We start from the raw sequence: 18,691 nt of genomic DNA, 5'->3' as shown, positions 1-18,691 counted from the left end.
CCTAGGTGTTGTGGCTGGGGAGGTTGGGGACGCGTGAGGCGGGGGTGCCGTTGATGGCGGTGTGGGTTCGGTGGTGATTGTAGTGATGGAGCCAGGGGGCGAATGCGGCGGTGCGTTCGGTTTCTGATCTGTATGCGCGGGCGTAGGCCCATTCTTGGAGGAGGGTGCGGTTGAGGCGTTCGACTTTCCCGTTCGTCTGGGGCCGGTATGGGCGGGTGCGGATGTGGCGGATGGGGCCGAGGGCGTCGCGGAACAGGTGGGAGCGGTAGCCGTTTCCGTTGTCGGTCATCACGGCTTTTACCTCGATGCCGGCGCCCTGGAACCAGGCGTGGGCGCGGGTCCAGAACGCGGTGACGGTGTCTTTGCGTTCGTCGCTCAGGATCTCGGAGTACGCCATCCGGGTGTGGTCGTCCACGACGGAGTGGATGAACGCGTACCCGTGGCCTTTGCCGGCCCGGTTGCGTTTGCCCTGGGCGGGTCCGTGGATGCGGTGCCCGCCGCCGTCGGGGATACGACCGAGCTTCTTCACATCCATGTGGACCAGATCGCCCGGGGTGGCGGCTTCGTAACGGTTCGTGGCGGCGCGGCTGGTCTTGATCCGCACCCCGGTGCCAGGGTCGGTCCACCGTAACGGCGGACACCCGTAGCGACGCAGGATGGCCTGCACGGTGGAGCGATTCAACCGCAGCTGCGCGGCGATACGCGCCGGCCCCCACCGTCTCGACACCCGCAGGCTCACCACCCGCCGCTCCACCCGGGCCCGAGTGCGGTTCGGGTTCACGCGCGGGCGGGAGGAACGATCGGCCATCCCCGCCGCGCCGGCCTCACGGTAACGGCACGCCCACCGGGCGGCGGTGGTCACCCCGACGCCGAAACGCTCGGCGGCGCGGCGCAACGGCCACCCTTCATCAACGATCAGACGAGCAAGGCGCAACCTTCCAGCGGGCGCGAGAACAGCATTAGCGTGGGACATCGAGGACCTTCTGGTTTCGGAGCGGTTAGTTGTGGTGACTCCACTCCACCAGAAGGTCCTCACCTACATCTACGTCCCTAACCACCCAGGTCAGAACACCTAGGCGTCGAGGGGGCTCGCGAGACACGCCGGGTAGAGTGGACACGCCCCGGCGATGGATCGGGGCCCCGCGCCTGTGGATGAGTCAGGGCGTGGATCCGACTCCCCAGGCGGTCTCTCGCCGCCGGAACAGGCACGCACATGACGACATTCGCCGAGCTCGGCATCGATCAGGACATCGTCGATGCCCTGGCATCCAAGGGCATCGTCGATGCCTTTCCCATCCAGGAGCAGACGATCCCCCTCGGCCTCCCCGGCCAGGACATCATCGGTCAGGCCAAGACCGGTACCGGCAAGACGTTCGGCTTCGGCATCCCCGTGGTGCAGCGCCTGGGCCCGAACCCCGAGCCGGGTGTCAAGGCGCTCATCGTGGTCCCCACGCGCGAGCTGGCCGTCCAGGTCTACGAAGACATGGACTTGCTCACGAGCAACCGCTCCACCAGCGTCGTCGCGATCTACGGCGGCAAGGCGTACGAGGGTCAGATCGACCAGCTCAAGGCCGGCGCGCAGATCGTCGTCGGCACGCCCGGTCGTCTCATCGATCTCGCCAACCAGCGCCTGCTCGATCTGTCGCACGCGACCGAGGTCGTGCTCGACGAGGCCGACAAGATGCTCGATCTCGGCTTCCTCGCCGACATCGAGAAGATCTTCTCGAAGGTCCCGGCCGTGCGTCACACGCAGCTGTTCTCGGCGACCATGCCCGGCCCCATCGTCGCGCTGGCCCGCCGCTTCATGTCGAACCCCATCCACATGCGCGCGAACGACCCCGACGAGGGTCTCACGCAGGCCAACATCAAGCACCTCGTCTACCGGGCACACTCGCTCGACAAGGACGAGGTCATCGCCCGCATCCTGCAGGCCGAGGGACGCGAGAAGGCCGTCATCTTCACCCGCACCAAGCGCGCCGCGCAGAAGCTCGTCGACGAGCTCGGCGACCGCGGCTTCAACGCCGCAGCGGTCCACGGCGACATGAGCCAGGAGGCGCGCGAGCGATCCATGGCCGCGTTCAAGGCCGGCAAGAAAGACGTGCTGATCGCCACCGACGTCGCCGCCCGCGGCATCGACGTCAACGACGTCACACACGTGATCAACCACACGATCCCCGACGACGAGAAGACCTACCTGCACCGCGCGGGCCGCACGGGTCGCGCGGGCCGCACCGGCATCGCGGTGACCTTCGTCGACTGGGACGACGTACACAAGTGGGCGCTCATCAACCGCGCCCTCGAGTTCGGCCAGCCCGAGCCCACCGAGACCTACTCGTCGAGCCCGCACCTGTACACCGACCTCGACATCCCCGAGGGCACCAAGGGCCGGCTGGTGACCGCCCCCAAGGCCGTCGCGCCCAAGGCCGTCGCGCCGAAGCAGGAGAACAAGCCGGAGGGCACGGATGCCGCGGGCGAGGGCTCGCCGCGCCGTCGCCGCCGTCGCGGCGGATCGTCGAACGGCGCGGGTACAGAGGCGTCGGGAACGCCGCGCAGCGAGGGCGGCGCCGGCACCCACGACGGCAGCGGCAAGGAGCACCACGACGGCAACGCGGCACCGCGCCGGCGTCGCCGCCGTCGCAGCGGCGGCAGCTCGGGCGCCCCGACGGCCCCCGTGGCCTGACGCGTTCACTCCCGACGGCGCTGGTCCCTGCGGGGCCGGCGCCGTCGCGCGTTCGCCGCCACACCTCCTGACGACGCATGAACGGCATCCACGCACATAAACGCGCGCTACACGCGTTTATGCGCGCCGATCGCGTTTATGCGTGCCCGCGGCCCCGCCGCCTACGCGAACACCGGCGCCGAACCGCGGCCGCGGGCGAAGATGCGCTCGACCATCTCGTCGGCGGTGGTGTTCTCGCCCGGCACGTTGGGCTTGCCCAGCCCGTGGTAGTCGCTCGAGCCGGTGACGATGAGGTCGCGCTCCGCCGCGAGTGCGGCGAGCAGCGCCGTCGGCTCGGCCAGGTTCTCGCGGTGGCCGAGTTCGAAACCGGCGAGGCCTGCGGCGAGCATGGTCTCGGTCACGCCCTCGGGCAGCAGGGCGCGTCCCGCCGGGTGCGCGACGATCGGCACCCCGCCGGCCGCGACGACCAGTTCCACCGCCGTCACCGGGTCGGGTGCGTACAGCGCAACGTAGTAGTCGCCCGCGGGATGCAGGATGCCGGCGAACGCCTCGGTGCGATCGGCGACGATCCCGCGCGCGACGAGCGCGTCGGCGATATGCGGGCGCCCGACGGTCGCGCCGTCACCGGTCTGGGCGAGGATGTCGTCCCACGCGATGTCGTAGTCGTGCGAGATGCGTTCGGCCATGATCTGCGCGCGATCCAGGCGCGAGGAACGGATGCGATCTGTCATTGCGCGCAGGCCCGCGTGGTCGGGGTCGACGAGGTACGCGAGGAGGTGCACGCTGCGCCAGCGGTGCCGGGCCGACAGCTCCATGCCGGGCACGAACGTCATCCCGAGCGACGTCGCCGCCTGTGCGGCCTCGGCCCATCCCGATGTCGTGTCGTGATCGGTGAGGGCGGCGGTGCGCAGACCGTGCCGGTGCGCGGCCGCCATCACCTCGGCCGGGGGCTCCGTGCCGTCCGAGTGCGTGGAGTGCAGGTGCAGATCGCTCGGTCCCTGGAACAGACGATCGCGGTGCACTCGACGAGCGTAGCGCGCGCGTCGCTGCCCGAGCCGGGCGGCGGCCCGATCCCGGCCCGACCACCACGACACAGCCCGCACCCTGCCCGCATCCGCCGATCTCTCAGACGGCTCGCCTAGGGTCGGGTGCGTGCGTCGGCTGTTCGGTCTCATCGTCGTGCTCGTCGTGGCGGCGGGTGCCGCGGTGCTGACGTGGCCTTCGGCGTTCGGCCTCGAGCGCACGCTGCCGCTGGCGCAGATCATCTCGTTCCGTGCCCCGCTGACGGCCGTGTTCGTCGCGCTCACGATGCTCATGCTGCTTTTCGCGTTGATCCGCCCGATCCGCGCGCTCGCCCTCGCGCTCGCCCTGGTGCTCGGGGTGGCGGGCGGGGTCAACGTCGCCGTGGTGACGCAGCGCGGGATGGGCACCGAGGCGCTGCCGGCCAAGACCGACACGAGCCTGCGCGGTCATGACGTGGAACACTGCGGGCTCGGCGACCTCGGCCGAGACGATCGCGCAGTTCGCCGTCGGCATGCAGGCCGATGTCGTCACGCTCCCTGAGACGACGATCGACACGGGGGCCCGGGTGGCCGAGCTCATGCGCGACATGGGCCAGCCCATGTGGGCGCATCATGCCGAGTACGGCGAGTACGGCATCACCGGATGGGATGCCACCTCCACGACCGTCCTGATCCGCCCCGAGCTGGGCGATTACTCCGTCATCCAGTCCTCGCTCGACGGGTCGAGCAACACCTCGACGGTTCCGAGCGCCGTGGCCATGCCCACCTCCGGCGACGGGCCGATCATCGTCGCCGCCCACGCCGTCGCGCCGCGGGAGGAATACATGTCGTCGTGGCGCAGCGACCTGCAGTGGCTGGCCGATCAGTGTGCGAGCGACAACGTCATCCTCGCCGGGGACTTCAACGCCACCCTCGACCACATGACCGGGATGGGCATCGACGGGGGGACGCTCGGCCGTTGCCACGACGCGGCGTCCGAGAGCGGCAACGGCAGCGTCGGCACGTGGCCGACCGATGCTCCGGCTCTGCTGGGCGCTCCCATCGATCACGTGATGGCGACCCCTGACTGGACGGTGTCAGGCTCGGTGGTCATGCGCACTCTCGACGGGTCGGGCAGCGATCACCGCCCGATCGTCGTGCAGCTCGAGCGCACCGCCGGCTGAGTCGGCGGGCGTGTCCCGCGCTCCGGAGACGGTCGATGGATGCCGGTACCCCGGCGCGCCCGATCCGTTCACCGCCGCGAGCATCCGGAGCCCGGCACGCCCGACCACCCGCACGACCCCCGGCGGGCCGGGATCCATGCGTCCCGCCCGAACCGGTGCGAGACTGGAACGATGGATGCCTCCACCACCCGCGACACGTCCACGCAGACCGCCGAGCCGCAGAGCGCCGAACCCCTGGCGAGCGCGGAGCAGTCGAGCACCGAGCAGCCTCCCGCGCACAAGCCCGCCGATGCGCCCAGCAATCGCAAGGCGCCGTTCCCCCGCGGCTTCCTCGACACGATCTCGACCGGGTGGGCCGAGCATCCCGAGGTGCTTCCGCCCGCGCGCGAGCAGGCACCGTGGGCGGCGCGTCGTCGCGCGCAGGTCTCGCGCGCTTTTCCCGGCCGGCGCGTGGTCGTTCCCGCCGGTGGGCTGAAGCAGCGCAGCAACGACACCGACTACCCGTTCCGCGCCCACTCCGCCTTCGCGCACTTGACAGGGTGGGGCGCCGACGCCGAGCCCGACTCGGTGCTGGTGTTCGAGCCGCGCGACGAGGGTCACGAAGCGGTGCTGTACTTCCGCGAGCGCGCCGACCGCACCACGGCGGAGTTCTACTCGGATGCCACGATCGGCGAGTTCTGGATCGGTCCCCGCCCCGCGCTCGACGGCGTCGCCGCCGACCTGGCGATCGAGACCGCCCACCTCGACGACTTCGCGCCCCGCGACGGCGACCTGACCCTCGGCGACGACGACGAGGTCACGCGATTCGTGTCGGAGCTGCGCCTGGTCAAAGACGAGTACGAGCTCGCCCAGCTGGCCCTCGCCGTCGAGGTGACCGGCCGCGGCTTCGACGACATCGTCGCCGAACTCCCCCGCATCATCGCGCACCCCCGCGGCGAGCGCATCGTCGAGGGCGTGTTCCACCAGCGTGCCCGCTCCGACGGCAACGCGGTCGGCTACGACACGATCGCGGCATCCGGGCCGCACGCGTGCTACCTGCACTGGACCCGCAACGATGGTGCGGTGAAGCCGGGCGACCTGATCCTCGTCGACGCCGGTGCCGAGGTCGACAGCCTCTACACGGCCGACATCACCCGGACCCTGCCCGTATCGGGTCGCTTCACCGACGTGCAGCGCCGCATCTACGAGACGGTGCGCGAGGCCGCCGATGCCGCGTTCGCGGCCGCCGAGGTGGGCGTGCCGTTCCGCCGCCTGCACGAGGCCGCGATGGAGGTCATCGCCGCCCGCGTCGCCGAATGGGGTCTGCTGCCCGTGACCGCCGAAGAGGCGCTGAACGCCGACACGGGCGGCCAGCACCGCCGGTACATGGTGCACGGGACGAGCCATCATCTCGGTCTCGACGTGCACGACTGCGCGCAGGCGCGCCGCGACATGTACTACGACGGTCTGCTCGAACCCGGCATGGTCTTCACGATCGAGCCGGGACTGTACTTCCAGATCGACGATCTGACCGTCCCGGAGGAGTACCGCGGTATCGGTGCGCGTATCGAGGACGACATCGTCATGACCTCCGACGGACCGGTCAACCTCTCCGCGGGCATCCCCCGCACCGCTGACGAGGTCGAGGAGTGGATCGCCCGGTCGACGCGATGAGCTTCACCCCACCGGCATCCTTCCTCACCCGTCCTACCCTGCGGGGGACGTTCGGCATGGCGGCCTCCACGCACTGGACGGCCACGGCCACCGCGCAGGCGGTGCTCGAGCGCGGCGGCAACGCGTTCGATGCCGCCACGGCGGCCGCCTTCGTGCTGCACGTCGTCGAGCCGCACCTGAACGGTCCCGGGGGCGATCTCGTCGGCCTCGTGCGCCCGGCCGGTGCGAGGGAGCCGGTCGTGCTGATGGGTCAGGGTCCGGCTCCCGCGGCCGCGACCATCGAGCACTTCCGCGATCGCGGTCTCGACCTCGTGCCGGGGGCGGGCGCCCTGGCAGCGACCGTACCGGGGGCCGTCGACGCGTGGCTGCTGCTGCTGCGCGAGCACGGCACGTGGGAGGTGGCCGACGTGCTCGCTTTCGCGATCGGCTACGCGCGCGACGGGCATCCCCTGGTCGCGGGAGCGGCAGCGACCATCGCGCGTGTCGCCGATCTGTTCCGCGAGCACTGGCCGTCATCGGCGCAGCAGTGGATGCCGATGGGCGCGGCGCCCGCGCCCGACGCGCTCGTGCGGAATCCGGCGTACGCCCGTGTGCTCGATGCCCTGGTGTCGGCGGGAGGCGGCGCGGCGGACCGTGCGGCCCGCATCGATGCGGCGCGCGAGTACTGGTGGGGCGTGGTGCTGCCCGAGGCGGCGGCGTTCGTGCGTAGCCCGCACCGGCACTCCGACGGCACGGATCATCCGGGCATCCTGGATGCCGACGACCTGGCGTCGTGGCGCGCGTCGTACGAGCCGGCGGTCACGGCGCGATTCCGCGGGTGGGACGTGTACAAGGCGGGTGTCTGGTCGCAGGGCCCGGCGCTGCTGCAGGTGCTGCGTCTGCTCGAGCCGGCCGACGACGCGCGGCTCGATCCCGGCACGCCCGAGGGGGCTCATCTTCTGCTCGAGGCGCAGAAGCTCGCGTACGCCGATCGTGACGCGTGGTTCGGCGACGCCGACGAGGCTGCCCGGGTCGAAGCGCTGCTCGCCGACGACTATGTGCACGCGCGACGCAGCCTGATCGGCGCGCACGCGTCCGCCGAGTTGCGGCCGGGCTCCCCCGAGGGCCTCACCCCCGTCATCCCGCCGCTCGACGCCGATGCCCGGGTGGGCGCCGGCTCCACGGGCGAGCCGACCGTCGACCGCTCCGGCCAGACGCGCGGCGACACGGTGCACATCGACGTGATCGACCGCTGGGGCAACGTGGTGTCGGCCACCCCCTCGGGCGGGTGGCTGCAGTCCTCGCCCACGGTGCCCTCGCTGGGATTCTGCCTGGGCACCCGGTTGCAGATGACGTGGTTGCAGCCCGGGCATCCGGCATCCCTGGTTCCCGGTCGACGACCGCGCACCACCTTGACGCCCACCCTGCTCAGCCGCGGTGACGAGGTCATCGCGATGGGGTCCCCCGGTGGCGACCAGCAGGATCAGTGGCAACTGCCGGTGCTTCTGCGCATGCTGGTCGGCTCGTACTCACCGCAGCAGGCGATCGACGCCCCCACTCTGCACACGACGGCGCTCGCGGACTCGTTCTGGCCGCGCGGCTGGACACCCGCCGGGGCCGTCGTCGAGGACCGTATCGGCGACGACTTGATCACCAAGCTCGAGCGGCGCGGTCACCGCGTGCGCCGCGCCGGCGACTGGGCGCTCGGGCGGGTCAGCGCGGTCGGGCGCGATGCCGACGGGCTGCTCTGGGCCGCGGCCAACCCGCGCGGCGCCCAGGGGTACGCCGCCGGACGCTGACTCACGCCCCGACGCCGAACTCACGACCCGGACGCTGACCTCGCCGGCCCGGCGCTGACCTCACGAGCCCGACGCGAATGCCGCGACCACCGGTGCCAGTCCCGCGCCGATCTCCTCGGGCGGGCGCCGAGCGCCCTTCACCTCGAACGAGTGATTCGCGCCCGCGACCCAGTGCACCCGCGCGTCGCGACACGATGCCACGGCCTCGTCGAGCTGCTCGCGCGGCTGGATGAACGGGTCGTTCTCGCCCTCGACGAACAGCTGCGGCACGGCGATCGTGGGCAAGTGGGCGACGCGAGGCTTGTCGGGGCGCCCCGGCGGGTGCAACGGATACCCGAGGTAGATCAGACGCTCCGGCGTCAGCGCCCCCGCAGCGGTGGCCACGGATGCCATCCGCCCGCCGTACGACTTGCCCACCGCCGTGAACGCGCCCGGTACCGCAGCGGCGAGCCAGGCCTCGACCCCCGCCCACGTCGCGACCGCGTGGGCGGCGGGTCCCGGCATCCGTCGGCCGGCCTCGACGTAGGGGAACATGAAACGCAGCACGCTCGTGCCCTCGGCGACCAGCGCGTCGGCGAGGCCGGCGAGGAACGGGTGCTCCATGCCGGCACCCGCGCCGTGCGCGAGGGCGATGGTCGCGCGCGACGAAGACGCCTGCGACCACAGGCCCGAAACCCCGCCCGAGCCCGAGCCCGTCGGTAGCGTGACGGGGATGCGGACGGGTACGGCGCTCACCGCTCGGTCGGTGCCGAGGGGCCGTCCGCGGGCGTCTCGCCCGAGGCGTCGCCGTCGACACGGGACGCGTCGTCGCGCGGCGGTGCCGGGTCTTCGCGCGGTGGGACCGGCGCGATGCGCTCGCCATACCGCGGCGGCTCGTCGTCGGTGGGCGCGGGCCGCGGGGCCGGCGGACGCGGAGGCGCGGTGGGGGTGCTCGCGCCGGGAGCGACGCGTTCGCCGAACCGCGGAGGCGAGGTCGGTTCCGCAGCCGGTCGCGAGACGACCGTGCGCGCGCCGGCGGTACCGAGCACACCGCGGGCCTTTTGCACACTGCCGGCGGCCACGCACACGTCGTAGTGATCGGCCGTGACCTGCATCACCGAGGCGAAGTCCCGGCGACGGCGCACGATCGAGTACGTGCCGAGGCTCAGCAGCATCCCGATGGCCATGCCGACCAGCAGCACGCCGACGAAGGCCGAGATCTGCACGGTGGGCGTGCCGAGCACGAAGATGAAGGCGAACAGCAGGCCGAGCATGAGCCCGTTCAGCGCCCCCGACCGCGCCGCGGTGGCGTAGCCGAGCTTGCCGGTGATCCGTTCGATCGAGCGCAGCCCCGAGCCCACGATCGCGATGTCGCGCGCGGGCACCTCGGTACCGATCAACGACGACACGGCCCCCTGCGCCTGCTCGTAGGTCGGGAACGAGGCGATCTTCTCGCCGACCTCGTCGCGACCGGCACCGGGACGCTGCGCGAACATACTCATTTCACCATCCTGTCACGTGCGGCTGGGGCATTCCCGAGGTCGCGCACACGACCTGCGGACTACGCTGGACCGGTGAGCACGCAAAGGGTTTTCGTCGCCCGCTTGGCGGGCTGCACGGTGTTCGACCCGGCGGGAGACCGTCTGGGGAAGGTGCGTGACGTCGTGGTGATCTACCGCGCGTCGGCTGCGCCGCGCGTCGTGGGCCTCGTCATCGAGATTCCCGGGCGCCGACATGTGTTCGTGTCCATCGGACGCGTCACCTCGATCCAGGCCGGTCAGGTCATCACCACCGGTCTCATCAACGTGCGCCGCTTCCAGCAGCGCGGCGGCGAGGTGCGCGTCATGGCCGAGATGCTCGGCCGCCGCGTCCGTCTCAACGATGGCTCGGGCACCGCCGTCATCGAAGACGTCGCGATCGAGCGGAACCGACTGGGCGAATGGGATGTGGGTCAGCTGTTCCTGCGCCGACCGCGCACGAGCGCCTCCCCGTTCGCCAAGGGCGCGACCACCTTCGCCGCGTGGAGCGAGGTGCGCGAGAACCAGACCCCCGGCGAGGCGCAGTCCGCCGAGCAGCTGGTGGCGACCTACTCCGAGCTCAAGCCCGCCGACCTCGCCAACACCCTCCTCGACCTGCCCGAGGAGCGCCTCATCGAGGTCGCCGAAGAGCTCAGCGACGACCGCCTGGCCGACGCCCTCGAAGAGATGCCCGAAGACGAGCAGGTGCACATCCTCGAGCAGCTCGGCGACGAGCGCGCCGCCGACATCCTGGATGCCATGGAGCCCGACGACGCCGCCGACCTCCTGGGTCAGCTCCCCGAGTCGCGTTCCGAACAGCTGCTCGAGCTCATGGAGCCCGAAGAGGCCGACGACGTCCGTGCGCTGCTGCAGTACGGTCCCGACACCGCCGGTGGTCTCATGACACCCGAGCCCATCGTGCTCTCGGCCGACGCGACGGTGGCCGAGGCCCTGGCCCTCATCCGCCGCCACGAGCTGCACCCCGCGCTCGCGGCATCCGTGTTCATCACCCTGCCCCCGTACGAGACGCCCACCGGGCGACTGCTCGGCACGGTGCACTTCCAGCGGATGCTTCGCTACCCGCCGCACGAGCGTCTCGGTGCGATCATCGACGACACCCTCGAACCGGTCCCCGCCGACGCGACGGCGGCCGAGGTCGCGCGCCTTCTCGCCAGCTACAACCTCGTCTCGCTGCCCGTGGTCGACCAGGCGCACCGCCTTGTCGGCTGCGTCAGCGTCGACGACGTGCTCGACTACCTGCTGCCCGACGACTGGCGCACGCACGACAGCGACGATCCGGCGCCCAAGGCCACGCTCAGACCCACCGCGACCCGCAGTATCCCCGTCCAGACCCCACCGACCACGAGGAGGCGCTGATGGCTCGCAACAACCGCCAGCCCGCTCTCGACGCGCCTCGCGGTCGCGCTCGCGTCCTCGCCCCTCGCGCGCCGCAGCCCTCGCGCGACAGGTTCGGGCGCTTCACCGAGTGGGTGGCGCGCGCGATGGGCACGCCCGTCTTCCTCCTCATGCTGACGCTGTTCTGCGTGGTGTGGATGGGCTGGAACTCCATCGCCCCCGACGATTGGCGTTTCGACTCCGCCGCGATCGGCTTCACGGCACTCACCCTCGTGCTCTCGCTGCAGGCGTCGTACGCCGCGCCTCTCATCCTGCTCGCGCAGAACCGTCAGGACGACCGCGACCGCGTGCAGATCGAGCAGGATCGTCAGCGCGCCGAGCGCAACCTCGCCGACACCGAGTACCTGGCTCGCGAGATCGTGGCGCTGCGCATGGCCGTGCGCGACCTCACCGACGAGGTCATCACGAAAGACACCCTGCGCGCCGAGCTCAAGGCCGCACTCGAGCGGCTCGACGACCACGACGAGCACTCTCGTTCCTCCGCCCATCGAGCCGAGACGCGCGACGACTCCTCCCGGGCGACACCGTGACGCTCGAGCTCGCCGAGCGGGTCCGCGCGGCCGTCGCCGCCGTCACCGATCCCGAGTTGCGCCGTCCCCTCGGCGAGCTCGACATGGTGCGCGAAATCGACGTGCACGGTGCGAGGGCCGATGTGGGCATCGCCCTCACGATCGTCGGGTGTCCCGCTGCCGAGCGCATCGAGCGCGACGTGCGGGATGCCGCGGCCTCGGTCGCCGGGATCGACGCGGTCGAGGTGCGAGTCGGCGTCATGTCGCCCGACGAGCGCCGGGCGCTGACAGAGAAGCTCCGCGGCGGGCGGGCCGCACGCGAGATGCCCTTCGGCCCCGATTCGCTCACCCGCGTGATCGCTGTGACCAGCGGCAAGGGCGGGGTCGGCAAGTCGACGGTGACCGCGAACCTCGCGGTCGCCCTGGCGGCGCGTGGCCTGCGGGTGGGGCTCGTGGATGCCGACGTGCACGGCTTCTCGATCCCGGGTCTGCTCGGGCTGGTCGACGCCGACGGGCTGCCCCCGGCCCCGACCCGGCTCGACGACCTGATCCTGCCGCCCGTGGCCTACGACGTGAAGGTCATCTCGATCGGGATGTTCCTGCGCCGCCCGGGCGAAGATGCCGCGGGGGCGGTCGCGTGGCGCGGCCCGATGCTGCACCGCACGGTGCAGCAGTTCCTCACCGACGTCTTCTTCGGCGACCTCGACGTGCTTCTGCTCGACATGCCGCCGGGAACCGGCGACGTGGCGATCTCGGTGGGGCAGCTGCTTCCGCACGCCGACGTGCTCGTGGTGACCACCCCCCAGGCCGCCGCGGCCGACGTGGCGGTGCGCTCGGGACTCGTGGCCCGCCAGACGGGCCAGCGGCCCATCGGTGTGATCGAGAACATGGCCCCGATGACCCTCCCCGACGGAACCGTGCTCGACCTGTTCGGTGCCGGCGGCGGCGAGGCCGTGGCCCGCGCCCTGTCGGGCGACGACGCCGACGTGCCCCTGCTGGCATCCGTGCCGCTCAGCCCCGCGCTGCGCACGGGCGGCGACGACGGCCGACCCGTGGTCCTCGCCCACCCCGACGACCCGGCCGCGCGCGCGATCGACGCCGCAGCCGCCGCCCTGGCCGTGCGTCCGCGCGGCCTGGCCGGCAAGCCCCTGCGCCTCGGCGTCTGAGGGCGCTTCGCGGGCGCGGTCGGCGCCGTCATCGTCATACGAAAGGCCGCGACCCGCGCCGTCGTGCGGATGCCACCCCCGACACGCCGCGCCCACCCCACGGCACCCGGCGTGTCGCCACCGAACTCCGCCCCACGGCACGCGTCCACGACCCCACCGAGGCTCAGCGCCCCGCATGCAACCGCGCGGGCCGCACCGCGGTCAGGTCGCTTCGTCGTCGAACGGCGGCCGCTCTCCCGGGGCGAACGGCGGAACCGTGGTCTTCTCGCGCGCGACCATCGCCGCGGCCCCTGCCGCCCGCATGGTGGCGGTGGGGGTGTCGTCGAGAAGCGCCTCGCGGATGATGCGACGCGGGTCGTATTGGCGCGGGTCGAGCTTCTTCCAGTCGACGTCGTCGAACTCGGGGCCCATCTCGTCGCGCATGCGCGTACGGGCACCCTGCAGGGTCTCTTTCGCGCGCTTGGTGAATCTCGCGAGGGCTTCGGCGTACCGCGGCAGCCGCTCGGGGCCGACGATCACGGCCGCGATCACGCCGATCAGCATCAGCTTCTCGATCGTGAGGCCGAAGAACATGGGTCCAGATTACCGGCCGCGCCTGGGGGGCGAGTGCGCTCGAGCCGTCTAGCCTGGGCGAGGAGGTCCACGTGAGCGGTTATGAGGCGAACGAGCGGTTCGTACAGGAGTCGACGGTCGAGCCGGAGCACATCGCCCGCGCCCGGGCGCACGCACTCGAGTTGGGGGCGGCCCCCGTCAGCCCCGCGGTCGGTGCGCAGGCGGCCGTGCTGTCGGCCGCGTCCCGCGCCCTGAACATCGTCGAAGTGGGCACCGGCGGCGGTGTGTCGGGACTGTGGCTGCTGCATGGCTCGCCGCGTGCCACGATCACGACCATCGACAGCGAGCCCGAGCACTTGGGCGCCGCGCGCGCCGCCTTCGCCGAGGCCCGCGTGCCGGCAGCCCGCGCCCGCTTCATCACCGGGCGGGCCTCCGATGTCCTGCCCCGCATGAACGAGGCATCGTACGACATCGTCTTCATCGACGCCGATCCCGAGGGTGTCATCGAATACGTCGAGCACGGTCTGCGCCTGGTTCGCGCCGGTGGAACCGTGCTCATTCCCCGTGTGCTGGCCGGCGGGGCGGTGGCCGACCCGGTGCGGCGCGACGCCGTGACCACGGCCTACCGCTCGCTCATCCAGGAGGTGCAGTCCTCCCCCGCGGTCATCGGTGCGCTGTCGACCACCGGCGAGGGCCTGCTTCAACTGACGACGCGCCCCGCCGACGCCTGAGCACGCGACCTTACGACGAAGGCCGGTCCCCCGAGGGACCGGCCTTCGTTCTCGAGGGTCGTCACGCGGTGACGACACCGCCGAGCACGTCGTAGAGCTCTTTCGCTTCGGCGTCGTTCACCGAGACGACGAGACGCCCGCCACCCTCGAGCGGCACGCGCACGATGATCAACCGGCCCTCCTTCACGGCCTCCATCGGCCCGTCTCCGGTTCTCGGCTTCATGGCTGCCATCGCGGCCCCCTTTTCCTCGTTGGTCTCGCGACGAGTTTACCGGCAACGCGCCTCGGGCGTCGTATCGAGCGCCCCACGGCGTCACCTGGGCTCAGGGAATCTGCCAATACGTGTTCGCCAGCGCGTACATGTTGTAGATCCACCACCACTGGCCGAGAAGGGACACGGCCAGCACGCCGAGACGCCATGCCCGCGACCTCGGCACGGCGAAAGCTCCCCACAGCGGCGAGATCGGCACGAGCAGCCGGAAGATGCTCGACTGCGGGAAGAAGACCAGCAGCAGGTAGACGAGATAGCTCGCCGACCACAGTCGCACCTCGATGCCGAGGCGCTTCACCTGCGGAAGCAGCAGCAACGCCGCGACCACGGCCCCGACGAGCACGGCGAGGAAGACATATCCCGCGACGGCACCGAGGCCCCACTGCGTGAACCAGAAGCCCGCCGCCTGTACGAAGCCCTCCACGGGGACGAAATGCGCTCCGCTGTCGCCCAGCCAGTTGCGCCGCCACGCGAGCTCGGTGGCGAGGTAGGCGCCCGAGTCACCGGTGACGATCGCCGCGATCGCCTGCCACGCGAAGCCCACGATCACGGCCACGCCGCCCAGGGCGATGACGTGGGCGATGTCTCGCACGGGGAGGGCGTCGACGCTGCGACGTCGGAACCGGTGGATGCCATAGAGACCGAGGAACAGCGCGAACGCCAGGATCCCGGGGCGCGTGAACCCCATCGCGGGAATCAGGAGATACAGCCATCCCCACCGGCGCCGCTGCACGCACCGCAGGGCGAGGAAGAGCAGGAACAGGAAGAGCGACTCGGCGTATCCCACTTGGAAGAGCGCCGCGAGCGGACCGCACGCGAAGAACGCCACCGCCCACAGGGCCGCCGACGCGCCGATGCGCTCACGCAGCAGCGCGTGCAACGCCACGCAGGCGCCGTACCCCGCCGCCAGCGAGACCGCGACCGCCCCGGCGCCCCAGGATCCGAGCAGCGCACCGATCCCCGCCGACAGGTAGGCGTACAGGGGCATGAAGGCCCAGGCGTTCTCGGCGACATGCCCGCCGGCGGCGAGCGGCAGCTGCGCCGGGTACCCCGAGACGGCCGCGAGCCAGTACCACTGTGCATCCCACCCCAGGGCCAGCTGGCCGAGCGAGGGAGCCACGCCGTAGCGGGATCCCGGCCCCGACAGCGATGACGCGAGGACGAAGAAGCCGGTCGTGACCACGCGGGCCGCGACGTAGACGATCGCGATCCGCGCAGCGACGGGCAGGCGCCCCCACGGGCGGATCAGAGAGGATGCCGTGGCCTCGGTCGTCACGACCCGCTCAACCACGCGCGCAAGCCCTGCTCCACGGCCTCGATCTGCGCGAGCGGGACGCGCTCCTCGTCGTGGTGGGCGAGGTGGGGGTCGCCGGGGCCGTAGTTGACGGCGGGGATTCCGAGGGCCGAGAAGCGCGCCACGTCGGTCCACCCGTACTTCGGCTGGGGAGTCGCCCCGACCGCCGTGACGAACTCCTGCGCGAGTGGCGCATCCAGCCCGGGACGCGCCCCCTCGGCGACATCGACGATCTCGATGTCGAAGCCGGTGAACACGTCGCGGACGACCCGTTCGGCGGCGGCGGCATCGCGACTCGGTGCGAAGCGGTAATTGACCTCGACCTCGCACGCGTCGGGGATGACGTTGCCAGCGACACCGCCGGTGATGCGCACGGCGTTCAGCCCCTCGCGATAGTCGAGTCCTTCGACCGAGATCGTGCGCGCGTGGTACTCGGCCAGGCGGGCGAGGATCGGAGCGGCCTTGTGGATCGCGTTCTCACCGATCCACGACCGCGCGCTGTGCGCGCGCACGCCGTCGGTGCGGATGGTGGCGCGGAGTGTGCCGTTGCAGCCGCCCTCGACTTCGCCGTTGCTCGGTTCGCCGAGGATCGCGAAGTCGCCGGCGAACAGGTCGGGCCGATTGCGCGCGAGGCGGCCGAGGCCGTTCAGCGACGAGTCGACCTCTTCGTGGTCGTACCACATCCACGTGATGTCGACGGGGGGTGCGACCAGCTCCGCGGCGAGCTTGAGCTGGACGGCGACGCCCGCCTTCATGTCGACGGTGCCACGTCCCCACAGGAACGCCTCGCCGTCGACCTCGCGGTTCTCGACGGGCAGGTTGCCGTTGATGGGCACGGTGTCGATGTGCCCGGCGATCACGACGCGCCGCTCACGTCCGAGGTCGGTGCGGGCGACGATCGTGTCTCCGTCGCGGATGATCTCGAGGTGGTCGTAGGACGAGACGGCGGCCTCGATGGCATCCGCGAGGGTCGTCTCATCGCCGGAGACGCTGGCGATGTCGCAGATCGCGCGCGTGAGGTCGGCGGACGAGGAGGTGAGGTCGAGGCCGGGCATGCCCCGATCCTCCCACAGGCGAGGTCGCCGCTACCCTGGAGCGGTGAGCAACGAACGACGCATCAGCGCTGCCGGCCTCTCCACGCGCACCACGGGAGGGACGGTCCTCGACGCCTGGTTCCCGACGCCGGTCCTGGGCGCAGGAGAAGACCTGGATGCCGAAAGGGCGACGCTCCAGGCGTCAGCCGGCGCCGATGAGCGTCGCGGCGTCGTCGTCGAGGCGATCGCATTGACCATCGACGCAGACGCGGCGCCCACCTCCACCGCCGACGCGTACCTGCGCCTCCACGCGCTGTCGCACCTGCTCGTGCGCCCCAACGAGATCAACCTCGACGGCATCTTCGGGCACCTCCCCAACGTGGCGTGGACCAACGCCGGGCCGATGCACCCCGACGACGCGGCCCGACTCCTGCCGCAGCTGAAGCGCCACGGCATCCAGCTCCAGGGTCTCGACAAATTCCCGCGCCTCACCGACTACGTGCTTCCCGCGGGCGTGCGCATCGCCGACGCCTCGCGCGTGCGCCTCGGCGCCCACCTCTCCCCCGGGACGACCGTGATGCACGAGGGCTTCGTCAACTTCAACGCCGGCACGCTCGGCGCCTCGATGATCGAGGGACGCGTGTCGCAAGGCGTGGTGATCGGCGACGGCACCGACATCGGCGGTGGCGCCTCGATCATGGGAACCCTCTCCGGCGGCGGCACGCACCGCGTCTCGATCGGCGCGCGCACGCTGCTGGGGGCGAACGCCGGCATCGGCATCTCGCTCGGTGACGACTGCGTCGTCGAGGCGGGCCTGTACGTCACGGCCGGCACGAAGGTGCGCGTGGGCGACGAGACGGTCAAGGCCGGCGAGCTCTCGGGGTCGCAACGGCATCCTGTTCCGTCGCAACTCCCTCACCGGTGCCGTCGAGGCGTCTGCGCGCGCCGGCGTCGGAGTGACGCTGAACGAGGCGCTGCACGCCTGAGGCGCCCCTCACGCATAAACGCTCTGTGCGCGTGTAAACGCGCTCTCCTCGCGTTTCTGCGCGCGGATCGCGTTTATGCGTGAGGATGCCGAGGGACCCGACGCCCGGCTCAGTCGCGCACCCGCACCGACAGGCACGTGACGCAGCCCTCGAGCTTCTCGAACTCGCTCACGTCGACCGTGACGACCTCGAGTCCTCGCGCACGATGCGCCGCGGCCGTCTCGGGGGCATCCGCCGACATCAGCACCGTGCCTTCGTCGAGCACCACGACGGCCGTGCCATGCTCCTCGGGAACGCCCGCGAACGCCGGGAACAGCGCCGGGTCGTCGACGAGCGGCTCGAATCCCACCACCGTGCCGTCGGGTAGTGCGGTCACCCCCGACTTGAGGTGCAGCACCTTCGTCACCGGAATCTCGCGCACCTCCCATCCGCGCGGCTCGAGCAGCGCGCGCAGCTGGGCGATGCCCGCGGCGTTGGTCCGCGATGATGCACCGACGTACACGGTGCGCCCGACCTTCAGCACGTCGCCGCCGTCGAGCGTGCCGGGTTCGACGATCTCGACCAGCTCGATCCCGGATGCCACGACCCCGGCGCGCACGCTCGACGCCTCGCCGCGACGGGAGTCGGCCCCGGCCCGGCACAGCACCGCGACGTCGCCGAACATCACGACCGCGTCCTCGACGAAGACGCCGTCGGGCTGATCGTCGGCGGGGGCGATCTCGACGATGTCCCACCCGCGGGAGCGGAACGCGTCGACGTAGGCACGCCACTGGGCGAGGGCGAGGGAGGCGTCGACCGGCACGCGGTCGAGGTGGGTGAGCTCGCCTTCGGCGAGCAGCGGCGAGGGGCGGCGGACGAACAAGCGCGACATGTCCCGACCCTATCGAGAGTCGAGGCGACGCCGTCGCAGCCCCGCGACACACCGCCGCCCCGCCTCCTC

At 71.5% G+C, this 18,691-nt stretch carries 18 protein-coding genes and 1 pseudogene; 10 read left to right on the top strand and 9 right to left on the bottom strand.

The annotated features are described in order from the left end of the window. Position 1: 1 nt before the first annotated feature. A complete protein-coding gene (locus QE412_RS01830) occupies positions 2-973 on the bottom strand; it encodes an IS481 family transposase (protein ID WP_307479428.1) in 972 nt (323 codons plus the stop codon). A gap of 240 nt (positions 974-1,213) precedes the next feature. On the opposite strand from QE412_RS01830, the gene QE412_RS01825 reads away from it, so the two are divergent. Next, positions 1,214-2,680, top strand: a complete 1,467-nt coding sequence (locus QE412_RS01825; protein ID WP_307479426.1) for a DEAD/DEAH box helicase — start codon at positions 1,214-1,216, stop codon at positions 2,678-2,680. A 161-nt stretch (positions 2,681-2,841) separates the two neighbouring features. Here the strand turns inward: QE412_RS01825 and QE412_RS01820 are convergent, their stop codons facing one another. Next, on the bottom strand, positions 2,842-3,702 hold the full coding sequence (locus QE412_RS01820) for a PHP domain-containing protein (protein WP_307479423.1): 861 nt from the start codon (positions 3,700-3,702) through the stop codon (positions 2,842-2,844). Between the two features lie 130 nt (positions 3,703-3,832). Here QE412_RS01820 and QE412_RS01815 point away from each other — a divergent pair, with 130 nt between their 5' ends. The 4 genes from QE412_RS01815 (at position 3,833) to QE412_RS01800 (ending at position 8,296) form a co-directional block, all read left to right on the top strand. After that, positions 3,833-4,243, top strand: coding sequence for a hypothetical protein (locus QE412_RS01815; RefSeq protein WP_307479419.1), 411 nt, complete (start codon positions 3,833-3,835; stop codon positions 4,241-4,243). Further along, positions 4,152-4,865 carry an endonuclease/exonuclease/phosphatase family protein gene (locus QE412_RS01810; protein ID WP_307479416.1) on the top strand — a complete coding sequence of 238 codons (714 nt, stop codon included), beginning with the start codon at positions 4,152-4,154 and terminating at the stop codon, positions 4,863-4,865. The genes QE412_RS01815 and QE412_RS01810 overlap by 92 nt, the downstream gene beginning before the upstream one ends. A gap of 171 nt (positions 4,866-5,036) precedes the next feature. Then, entirely contained in the window at positions 5,037-6,518 is a 1,482-nt protein-coding gene (locus QE412_RS01805; RefSeq protein ID WP_307479413.1) for an aminopeptidase P family protein, read from the top strand. Next, the gene (locus QE412_RS01800) at positions 6,515-8,296 is read left to right on the top strand and encodes a gamma-glutamyltransferase family protein (RefSeq protein ID WP_307486974.1); all 1,782 of its coding nucleotides are present in this window, start codon (positions 6,515-6,517) and stop codon (positions 8,294-8,296) included. The genes QE412_RS01805 and QE412_RS01800 overlap by 4 nt, the downstream gene beginning before the upstream one ends. 60 nt (positions 8,297-8,356) lie before the next feature. Here the strand turns inward: QE412_RS01800 and QE412_RS01795 are convergent, their stop codons facing one another. Further along, the gene (locus QE412_RS01795) at positions 8,357-9,031 is read right to left on the bottom strand and encodes an alpha/beta hydrolase family protein (protein WP_307479410.1); all 675 of its coding nucleotides are present in this window, start codon (positions 9,029-9,031) and stop codon (positions 8,357-8,359) included. Beyond that, complete coding sequence (locus QE412_RS01790) at positions 9,028-9,777, bottom strand: general stress protein (RefSeq protein WP_307479407.1); 750 nt, start codon at positions 9,775-9,777, stop codon at positions 9,028-9,030. The genes QE412_RS01795 and QE412_RS01790 overlap by 4 nt, the downstream gene beginning before the upstream one ends. Positions 9,778-9,849: 72 nt before the next feature. Between QE412_RS01790 and QE412_RS01785 the strand changes: the two genes are divergently transcribed. The 3 genes from QE412_RS01785 to QE412_RS01775 are packed head-to-tail and all read left to right on the top strand — an operon-like array spanning position 9,850 to position 12,883. Then, the gene (locus QE412_RS01785) at positions 9,850-11,169 is read left to right on the top strand and encodes a magnesium transporter (RefSeq protein WP_307479404.1); all 1,320 of its coding nucleotides are present in this window, start codon (positions 9,850-9,852) and stop codon (positions 11,167-11,169) included. Next, positions 11,169-11,738 carry a DUF1003 domain-containing protein gene (locus tag QE412_RS01780; RefSeq protein ID WP_307479401.1) on the top strand — a complete coding sequence of 190 codons (570 nt, stop codon included), beginning with the start codon at positions 11,169-11,171 and terminating at the stop codon, positions 11,736-11,738. The genes QE412_RS01785 and QE412_RS01780 overlap by 1 nt, the downstream gene beginning before the upstream one ends. Continuing rightward, entirely contained in the window at positions 11,735-12,883 is a 1,149-nt protein-coding gene (locus QE412_RS01775) for an Mrp/NBP35 family ATP-binding protein (RefSeq protein WP_307479398.1), read from the top strand. The genes QE412_RS01780 and QE412_RS01775 overlap by 4 nt, the downstream gene beginning before the upstream one ends. A gap of 201 nt (positions 12,884-13,084) precedes the next feature. Here QE412_RS01775 and QE412_RS01770 read toward each other — a convergent pair whose 3' ends face one another. Further along, the gene (locus QE412_RS01770) at positions 13,085-13,456 is read right to left on the bottom strand and encodes a Sec-independent protein translocase TatB (RefSeq protein ID WP_307479395.1); all 372 of its coding nucleotides are present in this window, start codon (positions 13,454-13,456) and stop codon (positions 13,085-13,087) included. Between the two features lie 71 nt (positions 13,457-13,527). On the opposite strand from QE412_RS01770, the gene QE412_RS01765 reads away from it, so the two are divergent. Then, positions 13,528-14,166 (top strand): O-methyltransferase, encoded by a 639-nt coding sequence (locus tag QE412_RS01765; RefSeq protein ID WP_307479392.1) that lies wholly within the window; start codon positions 13,528-13,530, stop codon positions 14,164-14,166. Between the two features lie 61 nt (positions 14,167-14,227). On the opposite strand, the gene QE412_RS01760 is transcribed toward QE412_RS01765, so the two are convergent. The 3 genes from QE412_RS01760 to dapE form a co-directional block, all read right to left on the bottom strand. After that, positions 14,228-14,398 carry a DUF3117 domain-containing protein gene (locus QE412_RS01760; protein ID WP_074615842.1) on the bottom strand — a complete coding sequence of 57 codons (171 nt, stop codon included), beginning with the start codon at positions 14,396-14,398 and terminating at the stop codon, positions 14,228-14,230. 91 nt (positions 14,399-14,489) lie between these two features. After that, the gene (locus QE412_RS01755; RefSeq protein WP_307479389.1) at positions 14,490-15,728 is read right to left on the bottom strand and encodes a hypothetical protein; all 1,239 of its coding nucleotides are present in this window, start codon (positions 15,726-15,728) and stop codon (positions 14,490-14,492) included. Then, the gene (dapE, locus tag QE412_RS01750) at positions 15,710-16,786 is read right to left on the bottom strand and encodes a succinyl-diaminopimelate desuccinylase (protein ID WP_307479386.1); all 1,077 of its coding nucleotides are present in this window, start codon (positions 16,784-16,786) and stop codon (positions 15,710-15,712) included. The genes QE412_RS01755 and dapE overlap by 19 nt, the downstream gene beginning before the upstream one ends. Before the next feature lie 43 nt (positions 16,787-16,829). On the opposite strand from dapE, the pseudogene dapD reads away from it, so the two are divergent. Beyond that, positions 16,830-17,751, top strand: a pseudogene (dapD, locus tag QE412_RS01745) (2,3,4,5-tetrahydropyridine-2,6-dicarboxylate N-succinyltransferase). Positions 17,752-17,860: 109 nt separating this feature from the next. On the opposite strand, the gene ddaH reads toward dapD, so the two are convergent. Beyond that, positions 17,861-18,622 (bottom strand): dimethylargininase, encoded by a 762-nt coding sequence (gene ddaH / locus QE412_RS01740; protein ID WP_307479384.1) that lies wholly within the window; start codon positions 18,620-18,622, stop codon positions 17,861-17,863. Positions 18,623-18,691: the final 69 nt, after the last annotated feature.

This window comes from Microbacterium trichothecenolyticum (assembly GCF_030818955.1).
Classification (GTDB): domain Bacteria; phylum Actinomycetota; class Actinomycetes; order Actinomycetales; family Microbacteriaceae; genus Microbacterium; species Microbacterium trichothecenolyticum_B.
Note: the sequence above shows the minus strand (reverse complement) of the source record. Positions and strands in the feature narration are given on the sequence as shown.